Origin of the sequence: Labrys okinawensis (assembly GCF_002982075.1) — a bacterium.
GTDB classification, from domain to species: Bacteria; Pseudomonadota; Alphaproteobacteria; order Rhizobiales; family Labraceae; genus Labrys; species Labrys okinawensis_A.
Window position 1 is genome coordinate 39,868 of record NZ_PUEJ01000011.1, and the last position, 17,658, is coordinate 57,525.

Here is a 17,658-nt window from a genome sequence, read left to right on the forward strand (position 1 = left end):
CTACTTCCTGAATCTTCAAAGGGCGGAGGCCGCGAGATCGCCGTCATAGGCTGCCTGGAGAAGGCGGCGCATGGCGGCAAGGTCGAGGGGTCTGGGATTGTTCTTGATCAGCCGTTCTATGCTCACCGCCTGCTCGGCGGTCCAGTCGAGCTTGTCGGCAGCAAGGCCGAGCGCAGCCAGCGTCGGCGTGATGCCGATGGCCGCAAACAATCGCCTGATTTCCAGAATGGCGGCATCGGCTCTCTGCTCGATGCTCAGGCCGGCACTCGGCAGGCCGAGCGCAAGGCCGATCTCGGCCATCTCGCACCCGGCAGCCGAGCGATTATAGCTCATGACATATGGCAGCATCGTCGCCACCCCAAGGCCATGGGCGGTGTGTGTCAAGGCGCCGGCTGGATATTGGATTGCATGGGCAGCAGCCGTTCCGGCGGTGCCGAAGGCACAACCGGCGGCGAGCGCGCCCATCATCACGTCGGCGCGTGCGTCCTCGTTGAAGCCGTCGAAGCAGGCCTTCTCCAAGCTGCGGCCCAGCAACCCGATAGCCAGCAGGGCGAAATGATCGGTCAGGGCACTCTTGCCGATGAAGACGTGCTGTTGAGGAAGATCTGGATTTCCGCCGCGTTTGACTGCCGTGAAGGCCTCGATGGCGTGGGTCAATGCATCGGCGCCTGCGATGGCGGTCAGCCCTGGCGGACAGGTCATCGTCAGCTCAGGATCGCAGATCGCGGCCGTGGCGATGAGGTAGGGACTGGAGATGCCGACCTTCAAAGTTCGGTCCGGATCGGAGATGACGGCGACCGGGGTCACTTCGGAGCCGGTGCCGGCAGTGGTCGGCACTGCGATCAGCGGCAGCATGGGGCCGGGTACTTTGAACTCCCCGTAATAGTCCTGGAGCCTGCCGCCGTGGCTGAGCAGCAGCGCCGCGCATTTTGCCATGTCCAGGCAACTGCCGCCGCCGATGCCGATGACGAAGTCGGGCCCGAACGTCCCGGCTTGCGCGACACAAGCCGCTACGCTTTCCCGCGGTACGTCGGGCAATACACGATCATGGATGACCATATCGATCGAGGCAGTCCTGAGCGCCGCTACGATTTCGGCGAAAAGGCTCGTCGCGGCGAAACGCTCATCCGTGCAGATCAGCGCCCTCCGGCCAAGTCTCGCCGCAACGACGGGCAAAGCATGGCGCTGCCCTCTACCGAACAGGATTTCTCGCGGCAGCCTGATGGCGGCGAACTGCATCATGCATTCTGTCCCCTGATGACGGATGGGTCCGGTTCGCCGGCAGTAGAGAGGAGGGCGTGCCGGAGACCGAGCAAAAGGCGTCGAGCCGCTGGCGGAGCCTCGGCTTCTTCAAAGTCGCTACCGGTATCGTCAGGCGCCACTTCGATGTGAGGCGAAGCAAAATCCTGCAATATCAATGGTTTAGATTTTGCCATGCGTCTTCTTCTTGCTTTTCAAGGCTGCCTCCATAAATGCTCAAGCTGCTTTCTATATAAAATCCTATAGGATATAGGATTGAATTGCAGGGAGCATCATGGTAGCGATGGGGCGTGTCAAGAGGCAAAGCATGCAGAATACGAGTTTGACCAAACCGGGCGAAACGGGCACCGCGGGCAACCAGATTCAGCGCGCCAACAGTCTGGTGGAGGATGTCTACGAGGCGATCTATGCGCAGTTGATGGCGCTGAAGATTGCTCCCGGATCCCGGATAACCGTGGATAGCCTGGTCAAGGAATTCAACGTCTCGCAGACCCCCATTCGCGAAGCGCTCGGCCGGCTCGAGGGCGAAGGACTGGTGGTGAAGACCCATCTCATCGGCTATCGCGCCGCGCCTCAGATCACGCGTCGCCGCTTCGACGAACTCTACGAACTCCGTCTGCTACTCGAACCGCCCGGGGCGGCCAGGGCCGCCGCCTCGATGGACGCCGGCAGGTTGAAGATTCTGCAAGAGGCCGCTGGCGTCATGGCACGCCGCGAGGGCAAGGATGAGCGCCTGCGCTATTCCAATTTCGCGCGGCAAGACGCTGTCTTTCACGACAAGATCCTGGAATTCGCCGGCAATGAGCTGATCCGCCAGACTCTCGGTTTCCAGCACACCCATTTCCACATCTTCCGCCTGATGTTCCACTCGCGCGTCACCGAGGAGGCACTCGACGAGCACGAGGCGATCCTTGCGGCCTTCGCGGATCAGGATCCGGTGGCTGCCGAAGAGGCGATGCGCATGCACATCGAACATTCGCGCGATCGCCTGTTGCCTGCATTCGAATGAGCCGCGCCATGGCCGTCGCAGTCGGCATCGACAGGGAGAGGGAAGATCCGTTGCGTCAGGAGGATGAGCCGGTCGCTCGCGAGCCGGTGCTGCGTGCGGAAGGCCTTCGCAAGCAATATGGCCCTGTGACCGTGCTGTCGGACGTCACGCTCGACATCATGCCTGGCGAGGTCCACGCAATCATTGGCGAGAATGGTGCGGGCAAGTCCACCTTCATGAGGCTGCTCTCCGGCTATGCCGAGCCGACTGCCGGGACATTGTCGATGGGCGGCAATACTGTAAGGTTTGTTACGCCGGATCGGGCACAGGACGCGGGAATCGTACTTGTGCATCAGGAGATCCTGCTGGCCGATGGCTTGACGGTCACCGAAAATCTCTTCCTTGGCCGCGAACGTATCCGCCGCGGAATCCTGGACGACCGGACAATGCGGCGGCTTGCGGCAGAGAAGCTTGCCGAGATCGGCTGCATGGTCTCGCCTAATGCTCTCATAGGCAAGATCTCTCTCGCCGATCGGCAACTCGTACAGATCGCCCGGGCGCTGCTCGATCACCACAAGCTCGTGATCTTCGACGAGCCGACGGCCGTCCTGACAGGCGAGGAAGTCGAGCGGCTGCTTGGCATCGTCGCCAGGCTCAAATCGCAGGGCACTGCGGTGCTCTATATCAGCCATAGGCTGGATGAGGTGCAGCGACTGGCTGACAAGGTCACGATCCTGCGCGACGGCAAGATGGTCGGCACTTTTCCCGGCCGGACACTGAGCCAGATGGACATGGCACGACTGATGGTGGGCCGGGAATTGGCGTCTCTCTATCCGGAGAGGACCCGCGCCGCCACAGCCGAGCCAATGCTGAGCGTGGCGAATGCATGCGTGCCGGGCTTTGCGCGTGAGGTTTCCTTCACCCTGCACAAAGGCGAGATCCTCGGTTTTGCCGGCATGATCGGGGCGGGGCGTACCGAACTTTTCGAAGGCATTGTCGGGCTCAGGCCCGCGGCGGCGAGCGTCGAACTCGCTGGCAAGCCGATCCATATCCGTTCGCCACGCGAGGCGATCGATGCCGGCATCGGCTATCTGACCGAAGATCGCAAGGGCAAGGGCTTGTTGCTACAGGAGCGGCTGGCGCCGAACCTCACTCTCTCGGCCCTGGCTCGGTTCCATCCCGGTCTCCTCATGCGCAGCCGGCGCGAGACCGGTGCCCTCGACGAGGCGGTCCAGGATTATGACATCAGGCTGAAAAGCCTGAGGGTCGCAGCTGGCCAGCTTTCGGGTGGCAACCAGCAGAAGCTGCTGCTCGCCAAGGTGCTTCTCAGCGATCCGTCCGTCGTCATCATCGATGAGCCGACACGCGGTATCGACATCGCCAACAAGGCGCAGATCTACGTCTTCATCCAGCAACTCGCGGCTGCCGGCAAAGCTTGCATCGTCATCTCGTCGGAAATGCAGGAACTGATCGGTATTTGCGACCGCATCCTGGTGATGAAGGAGGGACGCATCAACGGCGAGGTCTCGGGCGAGGCGATGACGGAAAGCAATATCGCGCTCCTGGCGACCACCAACTTGGGCGCCCAATAAAAGCGAGGGGGAAACACAATGACCGCGACCATGACGTCAGCCTCGATCCGGCGCGAAGGGAGTTTCGACTTCAACTGGACGGATGTCGGGCCGTTCCTGGCTCTGGCCGCTCTGATGATCATCGGTTTCGCCGTCAATCCGGACTTCCTGTCCGCGACCAATCTCAGCAATGTCATCACCCGCAGCGCTTTCATCGCCATTATCGCCGTGGGAGCAACCTTCGTGATCTCCTCGGGCGGGCTCGACCTCTCCGTTGGATCGATGGCGGCTTTCATCACCGGCATCACCATCATGGCGATGAACATGATGGCGCCTCATCTCGGGGGCTGGGCCATACCAGCGGGCATGGCGATGGCCTTGGCCGTCGGCCTGTTCTGCGGCCTGGTCAACGGCCTGGTCGTCACTGTCGGCAAGATCGAACCCTTCATCGCTACCCTCGGGACCATGGGCATCTTCCGTGCGCTGATCACCTATATGTCGGATGGCGGCACGATCCCGATCGATCGCTCTTTGCGGGACCTTTATCGTCCCGTCTATTTCGGTTCGGTCGCCGGCATATCCGTTCCGATCCTGGTCTCCGTCGTAGTCGCCGCGGTTGCCTCCTTCGTTCTTTACAAGATGAAGTTTGGCCGCAAATGCGCGGCAGTCGGTGCCAATGAGGATGTCGCCCGCTATTCCGGCATTTCCATCGTCCAGACGCGCACGATCGCCTATGTCATCCAGGGCGGATGCGTCGCCATCGCAGCGCTCTGCTACGTACCTCGCCTCGGTGCCGCAACGCCCACGACCGGCCTGCTCTGGGAGTTGCAGGTCATCACCGCGGTCGTCATCGGCGGCACGGCCTTGCGCGGTGGCAAGGGGCATATCTGGGGTACCGTTGCCGGCGCCGTCATTCTCGAGCTCATCGCCAATCTGATGGTGCTGTCGGATTTCGTCTCTGAATATCTCGTGGCGGGTGTCCAGGGTGTCATCATCATCATCGCCATGCTCGTCCAAAGATTCTCGAAATAGTCCCGCGCCCGGACCACGCGGGACATACGAAACAGGTCCAAACTCCGGGGAGGAAGCCATGTTCAACAAAAAATGGATTGTAGCCGCCGCGGTGGGCTCGCTGCTGATTGCGGGCCCTGCGCTGGGGGCGGACAAGAAGGTGATTGCGGTATCGATCCCGGCTGCCGATCACGGCTGGACCGCGGGGGTCGTCTACCACGCTCAGGCTGCTGCCAAGGAGATCAACGCGGCATTCCCTGATGTCGAAGTTATCGTCAAGACTTCGCCGTCCGCGGCGGCCCAGGTAAGTGCGCTCGAAGATCTCCAGGCAACCCGCAAACTCGATGCGTTGGTGATCCTGCCCTATTCTTCCGAGGAACTGACGACGCCCGTCAAGGCGGTCAAGGATACTGGTTCCTTCATCACCGTGGTTGACCGCGGGCTCAACGATCCCACTATTCAGGATCTCTATGTCGCCGGCGACAACATCGCGGTCGGAAAGACCACGGCCAAGTTCTTGGTCGACAAGCTTGGCGGCAAGGGGAACCTCGTTGTGTTGCGTGGCATTCCAACCGTGATCGATGACGAGCGCATCCAGGGCTTCAAGGACGGCATCAAGGATAGCCAGCTCAAGATCCTCGACATCCAATACGCCAATTGGAACAGCGACGATGCCTTCAAGCTGATGCAGGACTACCTGTCCAAATATCCTCAGATCGATGCCGTCTGGGCCAATGACGACGACATGTTGCTCGGCGTGCTCGAGGCCGTGAAACAGGCTGGCCGCAAGGACATCAAATATGCGCTCGGCGGTAACGGCATGAAGGACATCGTCAAGAAGGTTATCGATGGCGATGCCATGACGCCGATCGAGACCCCTTATCCACCTTCCATGATCAAGACCGCGATCTACATGTCCGTGGCCCAGTTCGTTGGCCAGGCCCCGGTCCGCGGTTCGGTCAAGCTCGACGCCCCGCTGATCACGCAGGCCAATGCCAAGGAATATTATTTCCCCGATTCACCGTTCTAGCCGCGATCTGACCAAGGGGCTGCAGAAGTCGCCCCACATCCCGTACGCGAAGAGGAAGAGCCATGCCAGGCAAGAAGATATTGATGCTCACCGGTGAATTCACCGAGGAGTATGAGATTTATGTCTACCAACAGGCGATGGAAGCGATGGGGCACACCGTTCATGTCATCTGCCCTGACAAGAAAGCCGGCGAACTGATCAAGACCTCGCTCCATGATTTCGAGGGCGACCAGACTTATACTGAGAAGCTTGGTCATTTCTTCACGATCAACAAGACATTCTCGGAGGCCGAAAAGCAGCTCGACGAGTATCACGCAGTCTATTGCGCGGGCGGTCGCGGCCCGGAATATATCCGCACGGACAAACGTGTGCAGGCAATCGTTCGCCATTTCCACGAGACGAAGAAGCCGATCTTTACCATCTGCCACGGCGTCCAGATCCTGGTGGCCGTCGACGGCGTGGTGCGTGGCAAGAAAGTCGGTGCGCTCGGTGCGTGCGAGCCGGAAGTGACCCTGGCAGGCGGTACCTATGTCGACTTGTCGCCAACCGAAGCTTACGTCGACGGCACCATGGTTTCCGCAAAGGGGTGGACGGCGCTTGCGGCTTTCATTCGCGAATGCCTCAAGGTGCTGGGCACCGAAATTCGCCATAGCTGAAAGAAAGGAGCCAGCGCAAGGCTTGGCGTTGGCTCCTCCTGGTCCCGGTATCCTTGCCGACCAGGAGGCCGCTGGCGGGATCGTCTTCGATTGGGAGCGGGACGAGGTGTTTTTCTGCCAGGAGCGGTGTCAACATTTTCGGCCGCGGCTTCGGCAATCACAACCGGGACATCAAGTTGCGGCTACACTTGCAAGGCAAGAACACTGTGCCACATGTCGCGCCCCTGAGCTTTGCCTCGAGCGAGATGTTTCGTCCCGGCAGTTGCTGGATCGGATTGAGACTGAAGCGTTCAGGTTGCACTGTCGATCGCGGCTCCTTCGGGCCGGTCGGCAGATCAGCGACCGAGGTCCGATTCTTCCATTTGCTGGCGGACTTCTGATTGATGCCGTAGCGCTTGGCCAGCGTCCTCAGGCTCTCTTGACTATGCTGTATCGCTCGACGGACCGCCTTTGTCGTCGTGGTGCCCCCAAGCAGAACCTGGCCCATAGCGCATCCCTTGATTCGGAAAACAAGGTTGCTCCGTCAAAGCGTGGGATCAACCATCCAGTCGTAACGATCGCGCATTTGGGTTCCGCGATATGGTTTTCGCGGACGAGGAAGGTTGGGAGGATGCGTGACGCGCAGATGGCCGCGAGCGGGATCGCTTCTACGAGCCTGGCTGCTCAGCTTCGGGCGCTGTCCACCGCAATAGCCCGATTGGAGGCCAGCGGGAGAACTTGTTCAAGATAGTTTAAGCCTTCAAAGTCATTGCCGCAGTAACGCTCGCGCAATTCGAACATGAAGAGGTGCCAGTCGTAATTGCCGCGCATGATATCGTGCCACATGCCGATGTAGTGCTCCAATTGCTCCCATTCTTTCTCGCCGCAATATCCGGGCATGACGGCGATCTGCCGCAAACTCGACCGAAGCCGGTGGAATTCTCGATATGCTTCCCGAACCAAGCGCTGGCATTCTCCAACAGCCTGATCGAGAGACCAATTTCTCTCTCGCTCCAGCACCATGAGGAAGTTGTTGGCCTCCTGGAAATGTTTTTCGCGCTCGTAGGAGAAGGTGTCGTTGACCAAGAAAACGACGTCAACGCTGAGATCGCATAGCCGCCGAATGGTGAGGTGGTTGATGACACGAGGATCGATTTCGTAGCCACAGGCTGCTTCCAGATAGTCGAGCATGACACGCACGCCCAGTACTTGCCTGCGCGCTTCCCAGAAGGTGTAGAGGTTCGGTCGGGTCCCCGACTCGCGCCAATCCGCTTGAATGATCCAGCCGTTCAAAAACTCACGCCAATGGCCTTGGGCGCGCCGGCGCCAATGGTCCGATCTACCTGACGATGCTCGGGACCAGAGATCAACGAAGGTACGAGCCAGCGGATTCTCGTGATCCGCGGTTGAATCGTCCGGATCCCATGTCAATGCGAAAACGGGAGCGAGATAATCGCGAATTTGTTGGGGGCCGATGATCACCTGATCGCAGATGTCATCGAAGATACCCATGCTGGTCAGTAGGTCGACGCCGATGCGTGAGGCACGCTCCGGCAAATTCGACCAGGTCAGTGAGACATATGTCGAGCCGCCGATGAGCCAACCTGATCCGCGCGGATCACTCGTCTGCAGCCCCATTCTTTTCAGCCAGGCCTCGTCGGTCGCGCTCACGGCTTTCGGATCAAAGGGCGTGTTCGACAGGCGAGGGATGGCAAACTCTGCGTAGGGCATGATGGTATGGCTCTCAGCGGTTCCGTCCGAAGGTGAATTGCTTCAGAGGGATCAAATGCCATAGCGCCGGTGCCGCCGTTGGAACGCGGCGATGGCGCTTTCGAAATCGCCGCGACCGAAAGCAGGCCAGTACACCGGCGTGAAGTAGAACTCGGAATAGGCGGTCTGCCAAAGCATGAAGTTCGACAAGCGTTGTTCACCGGACGTCCGGATAATCAGATCCGGATCGGGCTGTCCGGCCGTGTATAGTCTTCTCGCGATAAGTTCTGGGCTCAAATTTACCAGCAATTCCTGCAAGGAGCCTCTTGCAACGTGCTCTTCGATCAAAGCTCTGATCGCCTGCAGCAATTCGTGTCGCCCGCTATAGGCAATGGCGATATTGACGTCGATTCCCTCGACCTGCGCCGTGCTCTGCTCGGCAGTGCGGATGCGCGCCGCGAGTGGCCTTGGAAGCTTGTTCAATTCACCAATGATATGGAGGCGCCAAAGCCCGCTCGCGGCCAGCTCGTCGACTATGTCGACGATGACAGCCAGCAAGCCGCTCAGTTCGTGAGCATCTCGATTAAGATTGTCCAGGGACAGCGGCCACAACGTCACCATCGGGATTCCCGCGTCCACGCACCACGGCAACAGGGCATGCACGTTTCTCCCACCTGCCCGATAACCCTCGGTCGTCGGCAAGCCTAGACGGCGGGCCCATCGCCTATTGCCGTCCAGGATGACGGCCAGATGTCGGATCGAGCGGCCCTGATCGGAGCGCGGTGGATCAAGCCCGGGGAAGGTATTAATTGCAGTGGTGTCGAGGACCTGCAATGCCATGGCTATCTCTCGCCGTCAGATTTGGAAGTAGGGCACCGAAAAGCGCGATCACGCCGTAATGGCCGAATGAAATCGCCGGCCACATCGATGCGTCGACGGGGCGCCATGCACAATGGTCACTTGTTACCATACCCGAGCGACGGATCCCGTGCTGTTCGTGGCCTTCACTCTACGGTGTCAAACGAGTTCCTGCGGTAGACGAAACGAAACCCGCTCCTGTTTGCCGGGCAGAACGTCGATCGAGACGTTCCCGGTCAGGCGTTTGAGCGTCGCAATCACGTCCTGCACCATCGCTTCGGGAGTCGATGCGCCGGCGGTGATGCCGATCGTTTCTGCGCCGTTCACCCATTCGGTACGGAACTCGCTCCCGTCTTCGAGCTGATGGCTGCGGACGCCGACTTCTGTCGCAATTTCCCACAGGCGCCGCGTGTTCGAGCTGTTTTTGGAGCCGACGATCAGCATCACGTCGACGTGCCGGCAAAGCTCACGCACGGCGGTCTGACGGTTCTGTGTTGCGTAGCAGATGTCGCGGGTGTCTGGACCGACGATTTGTGGATAGCGTTGCTTCAGCGCCTCGATGATGCCGCGCGTGTCGTCCACGCCCAGGGTGGTCTGGGTGATATAGGCGAGCGGGGCATCCCCCGCAAATGGCAGCTTCGCGACGTCGGCCAGGGTCTGTACGAGTGTCACGGGTGCTGGAACCTGACCAAGCGTTCCGATGACCTCCGGGTGTCCCGCGTGACCGATCAGGATGACCGAGTAGCCTTTCGCGGCATAGCGGCGGCCCTGCTCGTGAACTTTGGCGACGAGAGGACAGGTCGCGTCGAGTATCTGCAAGCCGCGCTCGCGCGCTTCGTTTTCGACCGCACGGCTGACGCCATGTGCACTAAATACTGTGACGGCACCCTCTGGGACATCATCGAGTTCGTCGACGAAGATGGCTCCTCGGGCGCCAAGGTCTTCGACCACATGCCTGTTGTGAACGATCTCATGTCGAACGTAGACTGGCGCGCGATGAAATTCGAGTGCGCGCTCGACCGTGTCGATTGCGCGCACGACACCCGCGCAGAAACTTCGGGGTTGAGCAAGGATGACGCGCATGATGAGCCCCTTCGAGGAAAAAGAGGTCGGACAAGCTGGCCGGACGCGCTACGCAATGTTGAACATCGCCCTGAGCGGTTGGAACGGTTAGGTGGCTGCAGGAGCGCGGGTAGGGGCGCGGATCAGCACAAAAGCTCTCGATTCCTGCGCAACCTCAGGCAATCGTCGGCACTTCAATCCACATAATTGATCGATCTATCAAAAATGTTCGCTTGTTGCTCCGACGGATTCACCCATGTCTCGGGGGGATCCGGTCCTCGCGCGTCGCGTGAGGGCCATGTGTCGTCTTCAAGGGCGATAAACGGTGTTTCGTGCACCGATATGTCGACCTCTTGGTGATGTGAGCGGTTGATGTCAACGCCACGTCGTCTCGATGAAGGGTTGCGATAGAACAACCATGGGCGACCTTGGGATGTCTATGTGCGCAAATATAACGGAAATCACTCGCGCGAATATGGGTACAAATGACCATTGTAAATGTGCGGCAAGGAACGAAATTCCGATTTTGGCTCTTGTTTGGCTTGCCGGGAGTATGGCTGAGCGTTTCGAATCGCAGATAAAGATAACGCTCGATATCAATGGGTATTTGTTCCCATACCACGCCTGGCTACAACATGGATTACTCGCCCTGGCATGAAGATCAGGGAGTTTTCCATGCTTATGGTCGTCATATCGTATCAATCCAGGCAATGTCGGCCGAGGTGCCAAGCGCGACGAGCAGTTCTGCCGGATGATCGAGGTCGCTTGCCGTTTCGACAAGCCTGTGCGCATCGGAGTCAATTGGGGCAGCCTCGACCCGGCGCTGCTTTCACGCATGATGGATGCCAATGGCCGCAGTGTTCAGCCGCGCGAGGCGGGTGCGGTGATGCGCGAGGCTCTCATTGTCTCGGCCCTGGAAAACGCTGCACGCGCGGAGGAGGTCGGCCTGCCGGCGAACCGCATCGTGCTGTCTGCCAAAGTCAGCCAGGTGCAGGATCTCGTCGACGTATATGGCGAGCTTGCGGCGCGCTGCGACTATCCGCTGCATCTGGGCTTGACGGAAGCCGGCATGGGCCACAAGGGCATCGTCGCCTCCTCGGTCGCGCTCGGCATTTTGCTGCAGCAGGGTATCGGTGACACCATCCGGGTCTCGCTCACGCCCGAGCCCAAGGGAGACCGGGCGGTCGAAGTCCGCATAGCCCAACAGATCTTGCAGACCATGGGTTTGCGCTCCTTCACCCCCATGGTGACCTCCTGTCCCGGCTGCGGGCGCACCACCAGCACATACTTCCAGGAACTGGCCGGCCAGATCGAAGCCTGGCTGCGGTTGCAGGCGCCGGCTTGGCGCTCGCGCTTCCCGGGCGTCGAGGACATGCATGTCGCGGTGATGGGCTGCGTCGTCAACGGGCCAGGCGAGAGCCGGATGGCGGAAATCGGCATTTCGCTCCCCGGCTCGGATGAACGGCCCGCCGCGCCGGTCTATATGGATGGCGAGCGTGTTCTGACGCTCAAGGGGGACACCATCGCCAGCGAATTTACGCAACTGGTGGAAATCTACGTTGCCGCCCGTTACGGCCGCGATGGCAACGCCCAGGCCCGCCTGGCCGGCCTTCGCCAACGGCGTGATCAGGTCGAAGCCCCGGCGTCTTCTGGCGCGGGTCGGCTCATGCCGATTTCAGCCCCGTAGCGGAGACCTGCCGTGCCTGCGCAGCGTATCGCCATCCTGGGTGCAACCGGCTCTATCGGCGCCAGCACACTCGACATCGTCGCGCGCCATCCCGAGCGCTTTTCGGTTTTCGCGCTCACGGCTCACAACAACCTCGAGCGGTTATTCGCCCAATGCGTGGCATTTCGCCCCGAGGTCGTGGTTGTCGCGGACGGCCAGCGCGCCAGCCGGATGCAAGCCCGTTTGCGTGATGCTGGGCTGCCGATCCGAGTAAGCCATGGCCCGACAGCCCTGTGCGAGGTGGCGCGCGACGCGGCCTGCGATACCGTGGTCGCCGCCATCGTCGGAGCCGCCGGATTGAAGCCGACCCTGGCGGCTGCTCGCGCCGGCAAGAAAATCTTGTTCGCCAACAAGGAGGCGCTGGTGATGTCCGGCGCACTCTTGATGCAGACGGCGGCGAGGGCGGGCGCGCGGCTGCTGCCGGTCGATAGCGAGCACAATGCGATCTTCCAATGCTATCCGGAACAGGCCAGGTTGCGCGGTGGCGCCATTCGGCTGATCCTCACCGCCTCCGGCGGCCCCTTCCTCAACCGGCCCCTGGAAACCTTCGATACCATCACGCCAGACGAGGCCTGCGCCCATCCGCGCTGGTCAATGGGACGAAAAATCTCTGTTGACTCGGCGACAATGATGAACAAGGGGCTGGAGGTCATCGAAGCGCATTGGCTATTCGCCATGCCGGCGGAACGTATCGATGTGGTGATGCATCCGCAGAGCATCGTCCATTCGATGGTCGCCTATGCCGACCAGTCCGTCCTGGCGCAGATGGGTAACCCCGATATGCGCATCCCGATCGCTCACGCCCTGGCTTATCCCGAGCGCATCGATTCCGGCGTCGCCCCGTTGGACCTGACGATAAGCGGCGGCTTGACGTTCATGCCACCCGACCTTGCACGCTTCCCTTGCCTGAAGCTAGTGCTCGAGGTGGTGCGGGGAGGCCGCGGCGCGGTCGCCCTCAATGCTGCCAACGAGGTGGCGGTTGCCGCCTTTCTCAATGGCCGTCTCGGCTTTCGCGGGATCCCTGAGGTGGTGGAGGCCGTGTTGGAGCGCCTGCCCGAGCCAGAGTTCTCGGACCTGGACCATATTCTGGAGGCGGATCGGCGCGCGCGCAAAGCCGCGGAAGAGGCAGTTGAAGGGCACCCGCCGCGGCGTGCTGCCTGAGGGAGGACGCGCTGGTTGATCATGGAGCATTGGTCGACACACCACACAAATTCTTCATGGCTTCATTTGCGGATTTTGGAAGCGGCTCCTACGCCGACGCCGTTGGACTGCTTTCGGCAATCTGCCTCGACCTGGCGGCCGATCAGATGGGGCGAGCGCAAGCGGCCTAGGGCCACCTTTCTGAAACTTCGGACGCAGGTGGAGGCACTCTGTATAATATACGAGGTATATAGATACTTGGACGGCCAGAATACAACACTATGGCTCGTCAGTGAAGTTCATCATGAAAGTCTTCAATTCCGCGTTCGTTGTCTAGATAGGGAAGTGATAAAGCGATTTATCTGTAGGAGATATGCATATATATCAGAATGGAATAATGAGGGCACACGTTTGCGCATGTCTACATCGAGGATCCCGATTTGAATTGGAGAAATGAGTTTTAATTCGAACCCAACCCAATTCTGTGCTATGTTACTACTAAATCGTTTATTTGCTATGGGCTCGTGCGCTTTCAATCGGACTGGCCCTGTCGACGTCGCTATTTTGCGAGGTGCGGCCGTATGCGTGTACTCAACACACCCGAGACTTGGCGTTTTGTGGAAGCAATCGAGCGGGCCGACGACAGCAACGCCGTTCTGGCTGTGCTCCTTGAGTTTGCGTTCCGGTTCGGTATCAGTTCGGTTTTTGGAGGCTTCGTGCCGCCGCCGGAACCCGTGCTGCCGCAGAGCGATATCGCCGAAAGGACACTGCTCTTTAAGTTTCCGCAAGCTTGGGCCATGCGTTATGCCGAGCGGCGGTACTTATTCCGCGACCCCATCGTTCGCGGCCTGCGCACTGTCACCGGGGCATTTACATGGGCGCAGGCCTATGAGCGCTATGCGGCCGAACCGGCGTCGAAGCGCGTGAGGGATGAAGCCGCGGAGTTTCGGCTCCGTGAAGGTTATGTGATCCCCGTGACCACGCTCGAGGGGCAGCTATGTGGCGTTTCGCTCGGTGGGGAACGCTTCGAGGCCAATGAGAGAGAAAGAGCGGCTTTGAACTTTCTGGTGAGCTTTGCCGTTGGCCATCTCATTGGGCTGAGACGCGGATGTGAGCCGATTGAACGGAAACACGATCCCGATTTCGACTTTCATCTCACACATCGCGAGCATGACTGCATCCTATGGGCAGGGGAGGGGAAGACGGACTGGGAAATCGCCCGGATCATGGGCATCTCACGCTCGACCGTGATCAAGCACATTTTATCCGCCCGCGAGAAGCTAGGAGCCATCAACCGGTCGCAACTGCTCGTTCTGGCAATGCGTGCCAGGTTGTTGCAATAGTTTTACGGACGATGAGCGTAGCGTGCCAGATCTTGGAAATATTTTGCACCGGAGCATAGGAAGCCGAATTACGGTGCTGCATCAAATAACCTGCCTCTGCACTCTGCAGAAATCTGTTCCAACAAGCAGCGATAATTTGAGAAAGAGCGTAATTTAAGAACAACCCTGCCTCGCAACCAAGTCCAGCATAAATCAATTGCCGTTCTGATCTGATCATCAGGGTGGTTATTATGTTTGAAGCCTTGAGCACAGAAGAATGCCTGACAAGATCTGCGTCGCCGCCGTCCACGCGGAAGCCGCTGCTCGTGAGAAGTTGGCATCGCAATTCTTCGTGCCGGGCACCTATCTCTCCGATCCCCTGAGGTTCAACATTTGGTTGTCGCTGCGCAATGGCTGGACGCGATCGGCGTTTGCCGGCAATGTCCGCCGCACCGGCGCCGGTGGTAGGCAATGTTTTTACCGCCGCGGGTGAGCCAAGCGAGTGGTCGCGGCGCTATATGAGGTCGAGATAGTGATGTGGAAGGCGCATTGCCATCATATCCTTGCGCCGTACGACATTGGTCGGGTAACGGGTGTCGAGATTGCTGGTGTCGATATTCACAGAGGCGAGCGAGGTGCCGGGACCCGCATGCGCTTCGCGTCGGGGAAACTCGAATGTGTCAGGACCAAATATGCCGCTTCTGCCGGGGAAGCCGTTGAGTTCGTCGGCAATGTTGGCAAAGGCGAAGAAGACATTGTTCTCGCCGGCCCGCACCCGGAAATGGTGCCAATGGTCGGGAGTTGCTCCGGTCGGGATCGGATAGTTCTGATGTATCGCCGAGCCTGGGTGACTGGCGTAGAAGCGCTCTCGCATGGCCGCTGGACATGCGATCAGGTCGCAGCCGCGCAGTGACAGAATGCGGGCTGCCTCGGGGAACATCGCGTCGTGGCCGATCAAGAGGCCCAGGCGTCCAAGCGGGGTATCAAAGACCCGCCAGTCCTCCCCTGGCGTTGCCCAATTGCGATCTTCGGAAGTCGGATGGATCTGGCGATAGCTGCCGATGAGCCCTTCGGGACCGGCGAGCACTGCCGTATTGTGGACGCGCCCGTCCGCGCTCTCCGCCATGCCCGCTACGATATAGATGTTCTCCCGCGCGGCTATCGAGAGCAGCCGCTCCACAGCAGGCCCGGAAAGGCTTTCGGCCAGACCTTGCCCCAGCCCGGTGATCGAGCGCTCCGGAAAAACGATGAGGTCTGCATCCCTGTCGCGCGTGGCGGCGACAACCATTTCCTCGATGCGTGCCAGATTTTCTCCCACGTCGTCGGTGGGAGAGAATTGCGCAACCGCGACGCGGGATTTGCGTCCCGGCGGCAGAGGGCGGTGTGCATAGAGACCGAAGAAATCCAGCGGATTCCAGGCATAGGTTGTGGTCGGCAGTTCCTTGTAGAGGTCAGGCCGGCGCTGTTCGAGCACTCTGCGCCCCAGCACGCTGGGATCGCGCGCCAGTTCGAGGTCGATCGTCGCATAGGCGATACCGTCGCCCGCATCGATGACGGCAGCTATCGAGCCGTCTGGCTCGATCACGCAACTCCCTCCGCTGAACTGGACGGTACGCTCCAGTCCCCAACGGTTCGACTCGATCAGATAGCATCCGTTCTCGAAGGCGCGGCTGATCCAATAAGGTGCAGGCGTGCGTTCGGCCAGCCAGTTGGAGACATGACAGATGACGTCGGCACCCTTCAGTGCGACGATGCGCGCGGTCTCGATGAAATGGATATCCATGCAGATCAGAAGCGCAATGCGCCCGATCGGCGTTTCGAAGACCTGATGCCCGAGATTGCCGGGCGCGGACCATTTGGGCTCCGCGATGTAAGGATGCGTCTTACGATGCTTGCCGATCACACCTTCTGGTCCGATCAGTACTGCAGTGTTGTAATAGAGCCCGCTCGATGGTTCGACTTCCGGCATGCCGATCACGATGTAGCAGTCATGCGTCCGGGCAACGGTCTCGAAGCACGCGGTGGTGGCGCCGGGAACGGTTTCGACGAAGGGGGCGACCTCGGCCCGGTCGAACCAGCAATATCCTGTGGTGCCCATCTCGGGCGTGACGATCAGGCGGGCCCCCGCCTTGGCCGCCTCCGTTACCAAGCCGATCAGGCCGGTGATATTGCGGTCCTTCTCGAACATCGTCGGCTCGAACTGGACGGCGGCAACCTTGTGGAGGATCGGCATCTGGCACCTTCAGGCAAGACTATGGCATCCGGCGCGCCGGTGCGCGCCGTTTAGCCGGTTGGATCGGGCATGGTGGGAGGGGCGTCAGCCCAGGAAGGATTTCTTGATGGAAGCACCCAGCGTATATTTGGGATCGACCATGTTGCCGAGACGGACGCGCCCAGCCTGGGTCAGCAGCATATAGGCATCGATATCTTCGAAGCCGTAGTCGGCCGCCATCCAGCGAACCAACTCGCGGTAGGCGATGCGCGCGGCATCTTCCATGGGCCGGGAAGAGCCGATGGTCATGATGAAGTCCCGGGTTTCGAGGCGCGGCCACTTGATCGTCCAGTTCTTGATCAGGTCGACCTGCACGGTGGTGACGGTCGGATGCTCGATCGCAACGCCGCAGAGCTCGCCGTCGCCCTGCGCCGCATGGCAGTCGCCGAGATAAAGAAGGGCACCCTTTGTGTTGACCGGCAGGTAGATCACCGCATCCACGCCGACATCGGGCAGATCCATGTTGCCGCCGTAATAGTCGGGTTGCAGGGCCGATATCGCTTCAATCTCCGGCGATGTACCAATCGTGCCGATGAAAGGCTCATAGGGCAGGGTGATCTTGTCGTTCCACCTCGTGCCCATATCGGCATCGACATGGAGCTTCTTGACCCGCTCGGGTAGAGGGGGGTTGAGCAGCGCGGTGTCACCCGTCCCCACCAGCCCGCCGAATTCGGGCATGATCAGCGTCGTGCCGCGCGGCTGGGGGCCTCGGGGGACGATGCTCTTGATGTAGACTGCGAGCGTATCGCCCTTTTCTGCGCCGTTCACGAAAATCGGCCCATTCTGCGGATTGAGATAGGGGAAATTGAGGATCTGCGTCGGCTTGTCGGTCTCATGCCGGATGCGTCCCTCGAAAGCGTCATGTGTCTCGGCGGAAATGACGGCGCCGGGATCAACCGAAAGGACGGGTTCGACATAGGGCCCGTAGACGTAATGGTACTTGCCCTGTTCGGCTTCGGTGATGGTGTGGGACGTTCCCGCCTTGCCTCTGGCGACGCCCTTGCGCGCCATGATGGATTGGTCGAGCCACGGCGTCTGGGTCGATGACATAGTCTTCTCCTTTTGAAGGTGGG

General features: G+C 60.1%; 14 protein-coding genes and 2 pseudogenes. 9 read left to right on the top strand and 7 right to left on the bottom strand.

All coding sequences use genetic code 11. From position 1 onward, the window contains the following. Positions 1-15 precede the first annotated feature (15 nt). Positions 16-1,242: an iron-containing alcohol dehydrogenase gene (locus C5L14_RS24765; protein ID WP_105864750.1), complete on the bottom strand. Its 1,227-nt coding sequence runs from the start codon at positions 1,240-1,242 to the stop codon at positions 16-18. Between the two features lie 325 nt (positions 1,243-1,567). Here C5L14_RS24765 and C5L14_RS24770 point away from each other — a divergent pair, with 325 nt between their 5' ends. The 5 genes from C5L14_RS24770 to C5L14_RS24790 all read left to right on the top strand — a co-directional run bounded on the left by C5L14_RS24770 (position 1,568) and on the right by C5L14_RS24790 (position 6,516). After that, positions 1,568-2,269: a GntR family transcriptional regulator gene (locus C5L14_RS24770; protein WP_105864876.1), complete on the top strand. Its 702-nt coding sequence runs from the start codon at positions 1,568-1,570 to the stop codon at positions 2,267-2,269. An 8-nt stretch (positions 2,270-2,277) separates the two neighbouring features. Next, complete coding sequence (locus C5L14_RS24775; RefSeq protein ID WP_105864877.1) at positions 2,278-3,840, top strand: sugar ABC transporter ATP-binding protein; 1,563 nt, start codon at positions 2,278-2,280, stop codon at positions 3,838-3,840. A gap of 18 nt (positions 3,841-3,858) precedes the next feature. Next, positions 3,859-4,851 (top strand): ABC transporter permease, encoded by a 993-nt coding sequence (locus C5L14_RS24780; RefSeq protein ID WP_105864751.1) that lies wholly within the window; start codon positions 3,859-3,861, stop codon positions 4,849-4,851. 58 nt (positions 4,852-4,909) lie between these two features. Beyond that, on the top strand, positions 4,910-5,860 hold the full coding sequence (locus C5L14_RS24785) for a substrate-binding domain-containing protein (RefSeq protein WP_105864752.1): 951 nt from the start codon (positions 4,910-4,912) through the stop codon (positions 5,858-5,860). A gap of 62 nt (positions 5,861-5,922) precedes the next feature. Beyond that, complete coding sequence (locus tag C5L14_RS24790; RefSeq protein ID WP_105864753.1) at positions 5,923-6,516, top strand: DJ-1/PfpI family protein; 594 nt, start codon at positions 5,923-5,925, stop codon at positions 6,514-6,516. Between the two features lie 301 nt (positions 6,517-6,817). On the opposite strand, the pseudogene C5L14_RS24795 reads toward C5L14_RS24790, so the two are convergent. The 4 genes and pseudogenes from C5L14_RS24795 to ispH form a co-directional block, all read right to left on the bottom strand. Beyond that, positions 6,818-7,003, bottom strand: a pseudogene (locus C5L14_RS24795) (IS481 family transposase); the annotation flags it as partial. A 176-nt stretch (positions 7,004-7,179) separates the two neighbouring features. Next, complete coding sequence (locus tag C5L14_RS24800; RefSeq protein ID WP_105864754.1) at positions 7,180-8,226, bottom strand: terpene synthase family protein; 1,047 nt, start codon at positions 8,224-8,226, stop codon at positions 7,180-7,182. Between the two features lie 51 nt (positions 8,227-8,277). Continuing rightward, positions 8,278-9,045: a polyprenyl diphosphate synthase gene (gene uppS / locus C5L14_RS24805; RefSeq protein ID WP_105864755.1), complete on the bottom strand. Its 768-nt coding sequence runs from the start codon at positions 9,043-9,045 to the stop codon at positions 8,278-8,280. Positions 9,046-9,222: 177 nt separating this feature from the next. Next, the gene (ispH, locus tag C5L14_RS24810; protein ID WP_105864756.1) at positions 9,223-10,146 is read right to left on the bottom strand and encodes a 4-hydroxy-3-methylbut-2-enyl diphosphate reductase; all 924 of its coding nucleotides are present in this window, start codon (positions 10,144-10,146) and stop codon (positions 9,223-9,225) included. A gap of 664 nt (positions 10,147-10,810) precedes the next feature. Here ispH and C5L14_RS24815 point away from each other — a divergent pair. The 4 genes and pseudogenes from C5L14_RS24815 to C5L14_RS24830 form a co-directional block, all read left to right on the top strand. After that, a pseudogene (locus tag C5L14_RS24815) lies at positions 10,811-11,701 on the top strand (flavodoxin-dependent (E)-4-hydroxy-3-methylbut-2-enyl-diphosphate synthase); the annotation flags it as partial. Between the two features lie 123 nt (positions 11,702-11,824). Continuing rightward, the gene (ispC, locus tag C5L14_RS24820; RefSeq protein WP_105864758.1) at positions 11,825-13,012 is read left to right on the top strand and encodes a 1-deoxy-D-xylulose-5-phosphate reductoisomerase; all 1,188 of its coding nucleotides are present in this window, start codon (positions 11,825-11,827) and stop codon (positions 13,010-13,012) included. Positions 13,013-13,572: 560 nt separating this feature from the next. Then, positions 13,573-14,334, top strand: a complete 762-nt coding sequence (locus C5L14_RS24825) for a helix-turn-helix transcriptional regulator (RefSeq protein ID WP_105864759.1) — start codon at positions 13,573-13,575, stop codon at positions 14,332-14,334. Positions 14,335-14,590: 256 nt separating this feature from the next. Next, complete coding sequence (locus tag C5L14_RS24830; RefSeq protein WP_105864760.1) at positions 14,591-14,806, top strand: hypothetical protein; 216 nt, start codon at positions 14,591-14,593, stop codon at positions 14,804-14,806. 21 nt (positions 14,807-14,827) lie between these two features. Here C5L14_RS24830 and C5L14_RS24835 read toward each other — a convergent pair whose 3' ends face one another. Further along, entirely contained in the window at positions 14,828-16,546 is a 1,719-nt protein-coding gene (locus C5L14_RS24835) for a nitrilase-related carbon-nitrogen hydrolase (protein ID WP_105864761.1), read from the bottom strand. Positions 16,547-16,630: 84 nt separating this feature from the next. Beyond that, positions 16,631-17,635, bottom strand: a complete 1,005-nt coding sequence (locus C5L14_RS24840; RefSeq protein WP_105864762.1) for an acetamidase/formamidase family protein — start codon at positions 17,633-17,635, stop codon at positions 16,631-16,633. Positions 17,636-17,658 lie beyond the last annotated feature (23 nt).

Excerpts from the sequence above, each read along its gene's own strand:
- C5L14_RS24765 (WP_105864750.1), bottom strand. The coding sequence starts at position 1,242 with ATGATGCAGTTCGCCGCCATCAGGCTGCCGCGAGAAATCCTGTTCGGT.
- C5L14_RS24770 (WP_105864876.1), top strand. The coding sequence starts at position 1,568 with ATGCAGAATACGAGTTTGACCAAACCGGGCGAAACGGGCACCGCGGGC.
- C5L14_RS24775 (WP_105864877.1), top strand. The coding sequence starts at position 2,278 with ATGGCCGTCGCAGTCGGCATCGACAGGGAGAGGGAAGATCCGTTGCGT.
- C5L14_RS24780 (WP_105864751.1), top strand. The coding sequence starts at position 3,859 with ATGACCGCGACCATGACGTCAGCCTCGATCCGGCGCGAAGGGAGTTTC.
- C5L14_RS24785 (WP_105864752.1), top strand. The coding sequence starts at position 4,910 with ATGTTCAACAAAAAATGGATTGTAGCCGCCGCGGTGGGCTCGCTGCTG.
- C5L14_RS24790 (WP_105864753.1), top strand. The coding sequence starts at position 5,923 with ATGCCAGGCAAGAAGATATTGATGCTCACCGGTGAATTCACCGAGGAG.
- C5L14_RS24800 (WP_105864754.1), bottom strand. The coding sequence starts at position 8,226 with ATGCCCTACGCAGAGTTTGCCATCCCTCGCCTGTCGAACACGCCCTTT.
- uppS (WP_105864755.1), bottom strand. The coding sequence starts at position 9,045 with ATGGCATTGCAGGTCCTCGACACCACTGCAATTAATACCTTCCCCGGG.
- ispH (WP_105864756.1), bottom strand. The coding sequence starts at position 10,146 with ATGCGCGTCATCCTTGCTCAACCCCGAAGTTTCTGCGCGGGTGTCGTG.
- C5L14_RS24825 (WP_105864759.1), top strand. The coding sequence starts at position 13,573 with ATGCGTGTACTCAACACACCCGAGACTTGGCGTTTTGTGGAAGCAATC.
- C5L14_RS24830 (WP_105864760.1), top strand. The coding sequence starts at position 14,591 with ATGCCTGACAAGATCTGCGTCGCCGCCGTCCACGCGGAAGCCGCTGCT.
- C5L14_RS24835 (WP_105864761.1), bottom strand. The coding sequence starts at position 16,546 with ATGCCGATCCTCCACAAGGTTGCCGCCGTCCAGTTCGAGCCGACGATG.
- C5L14_RS24840 (WP_105864762.1), bottom strand. The coding sequence starts at position 17,635 with ATGTCATCGACCCAGACGCCGTGGCTCGACCAATCCATCATGGCGCGC.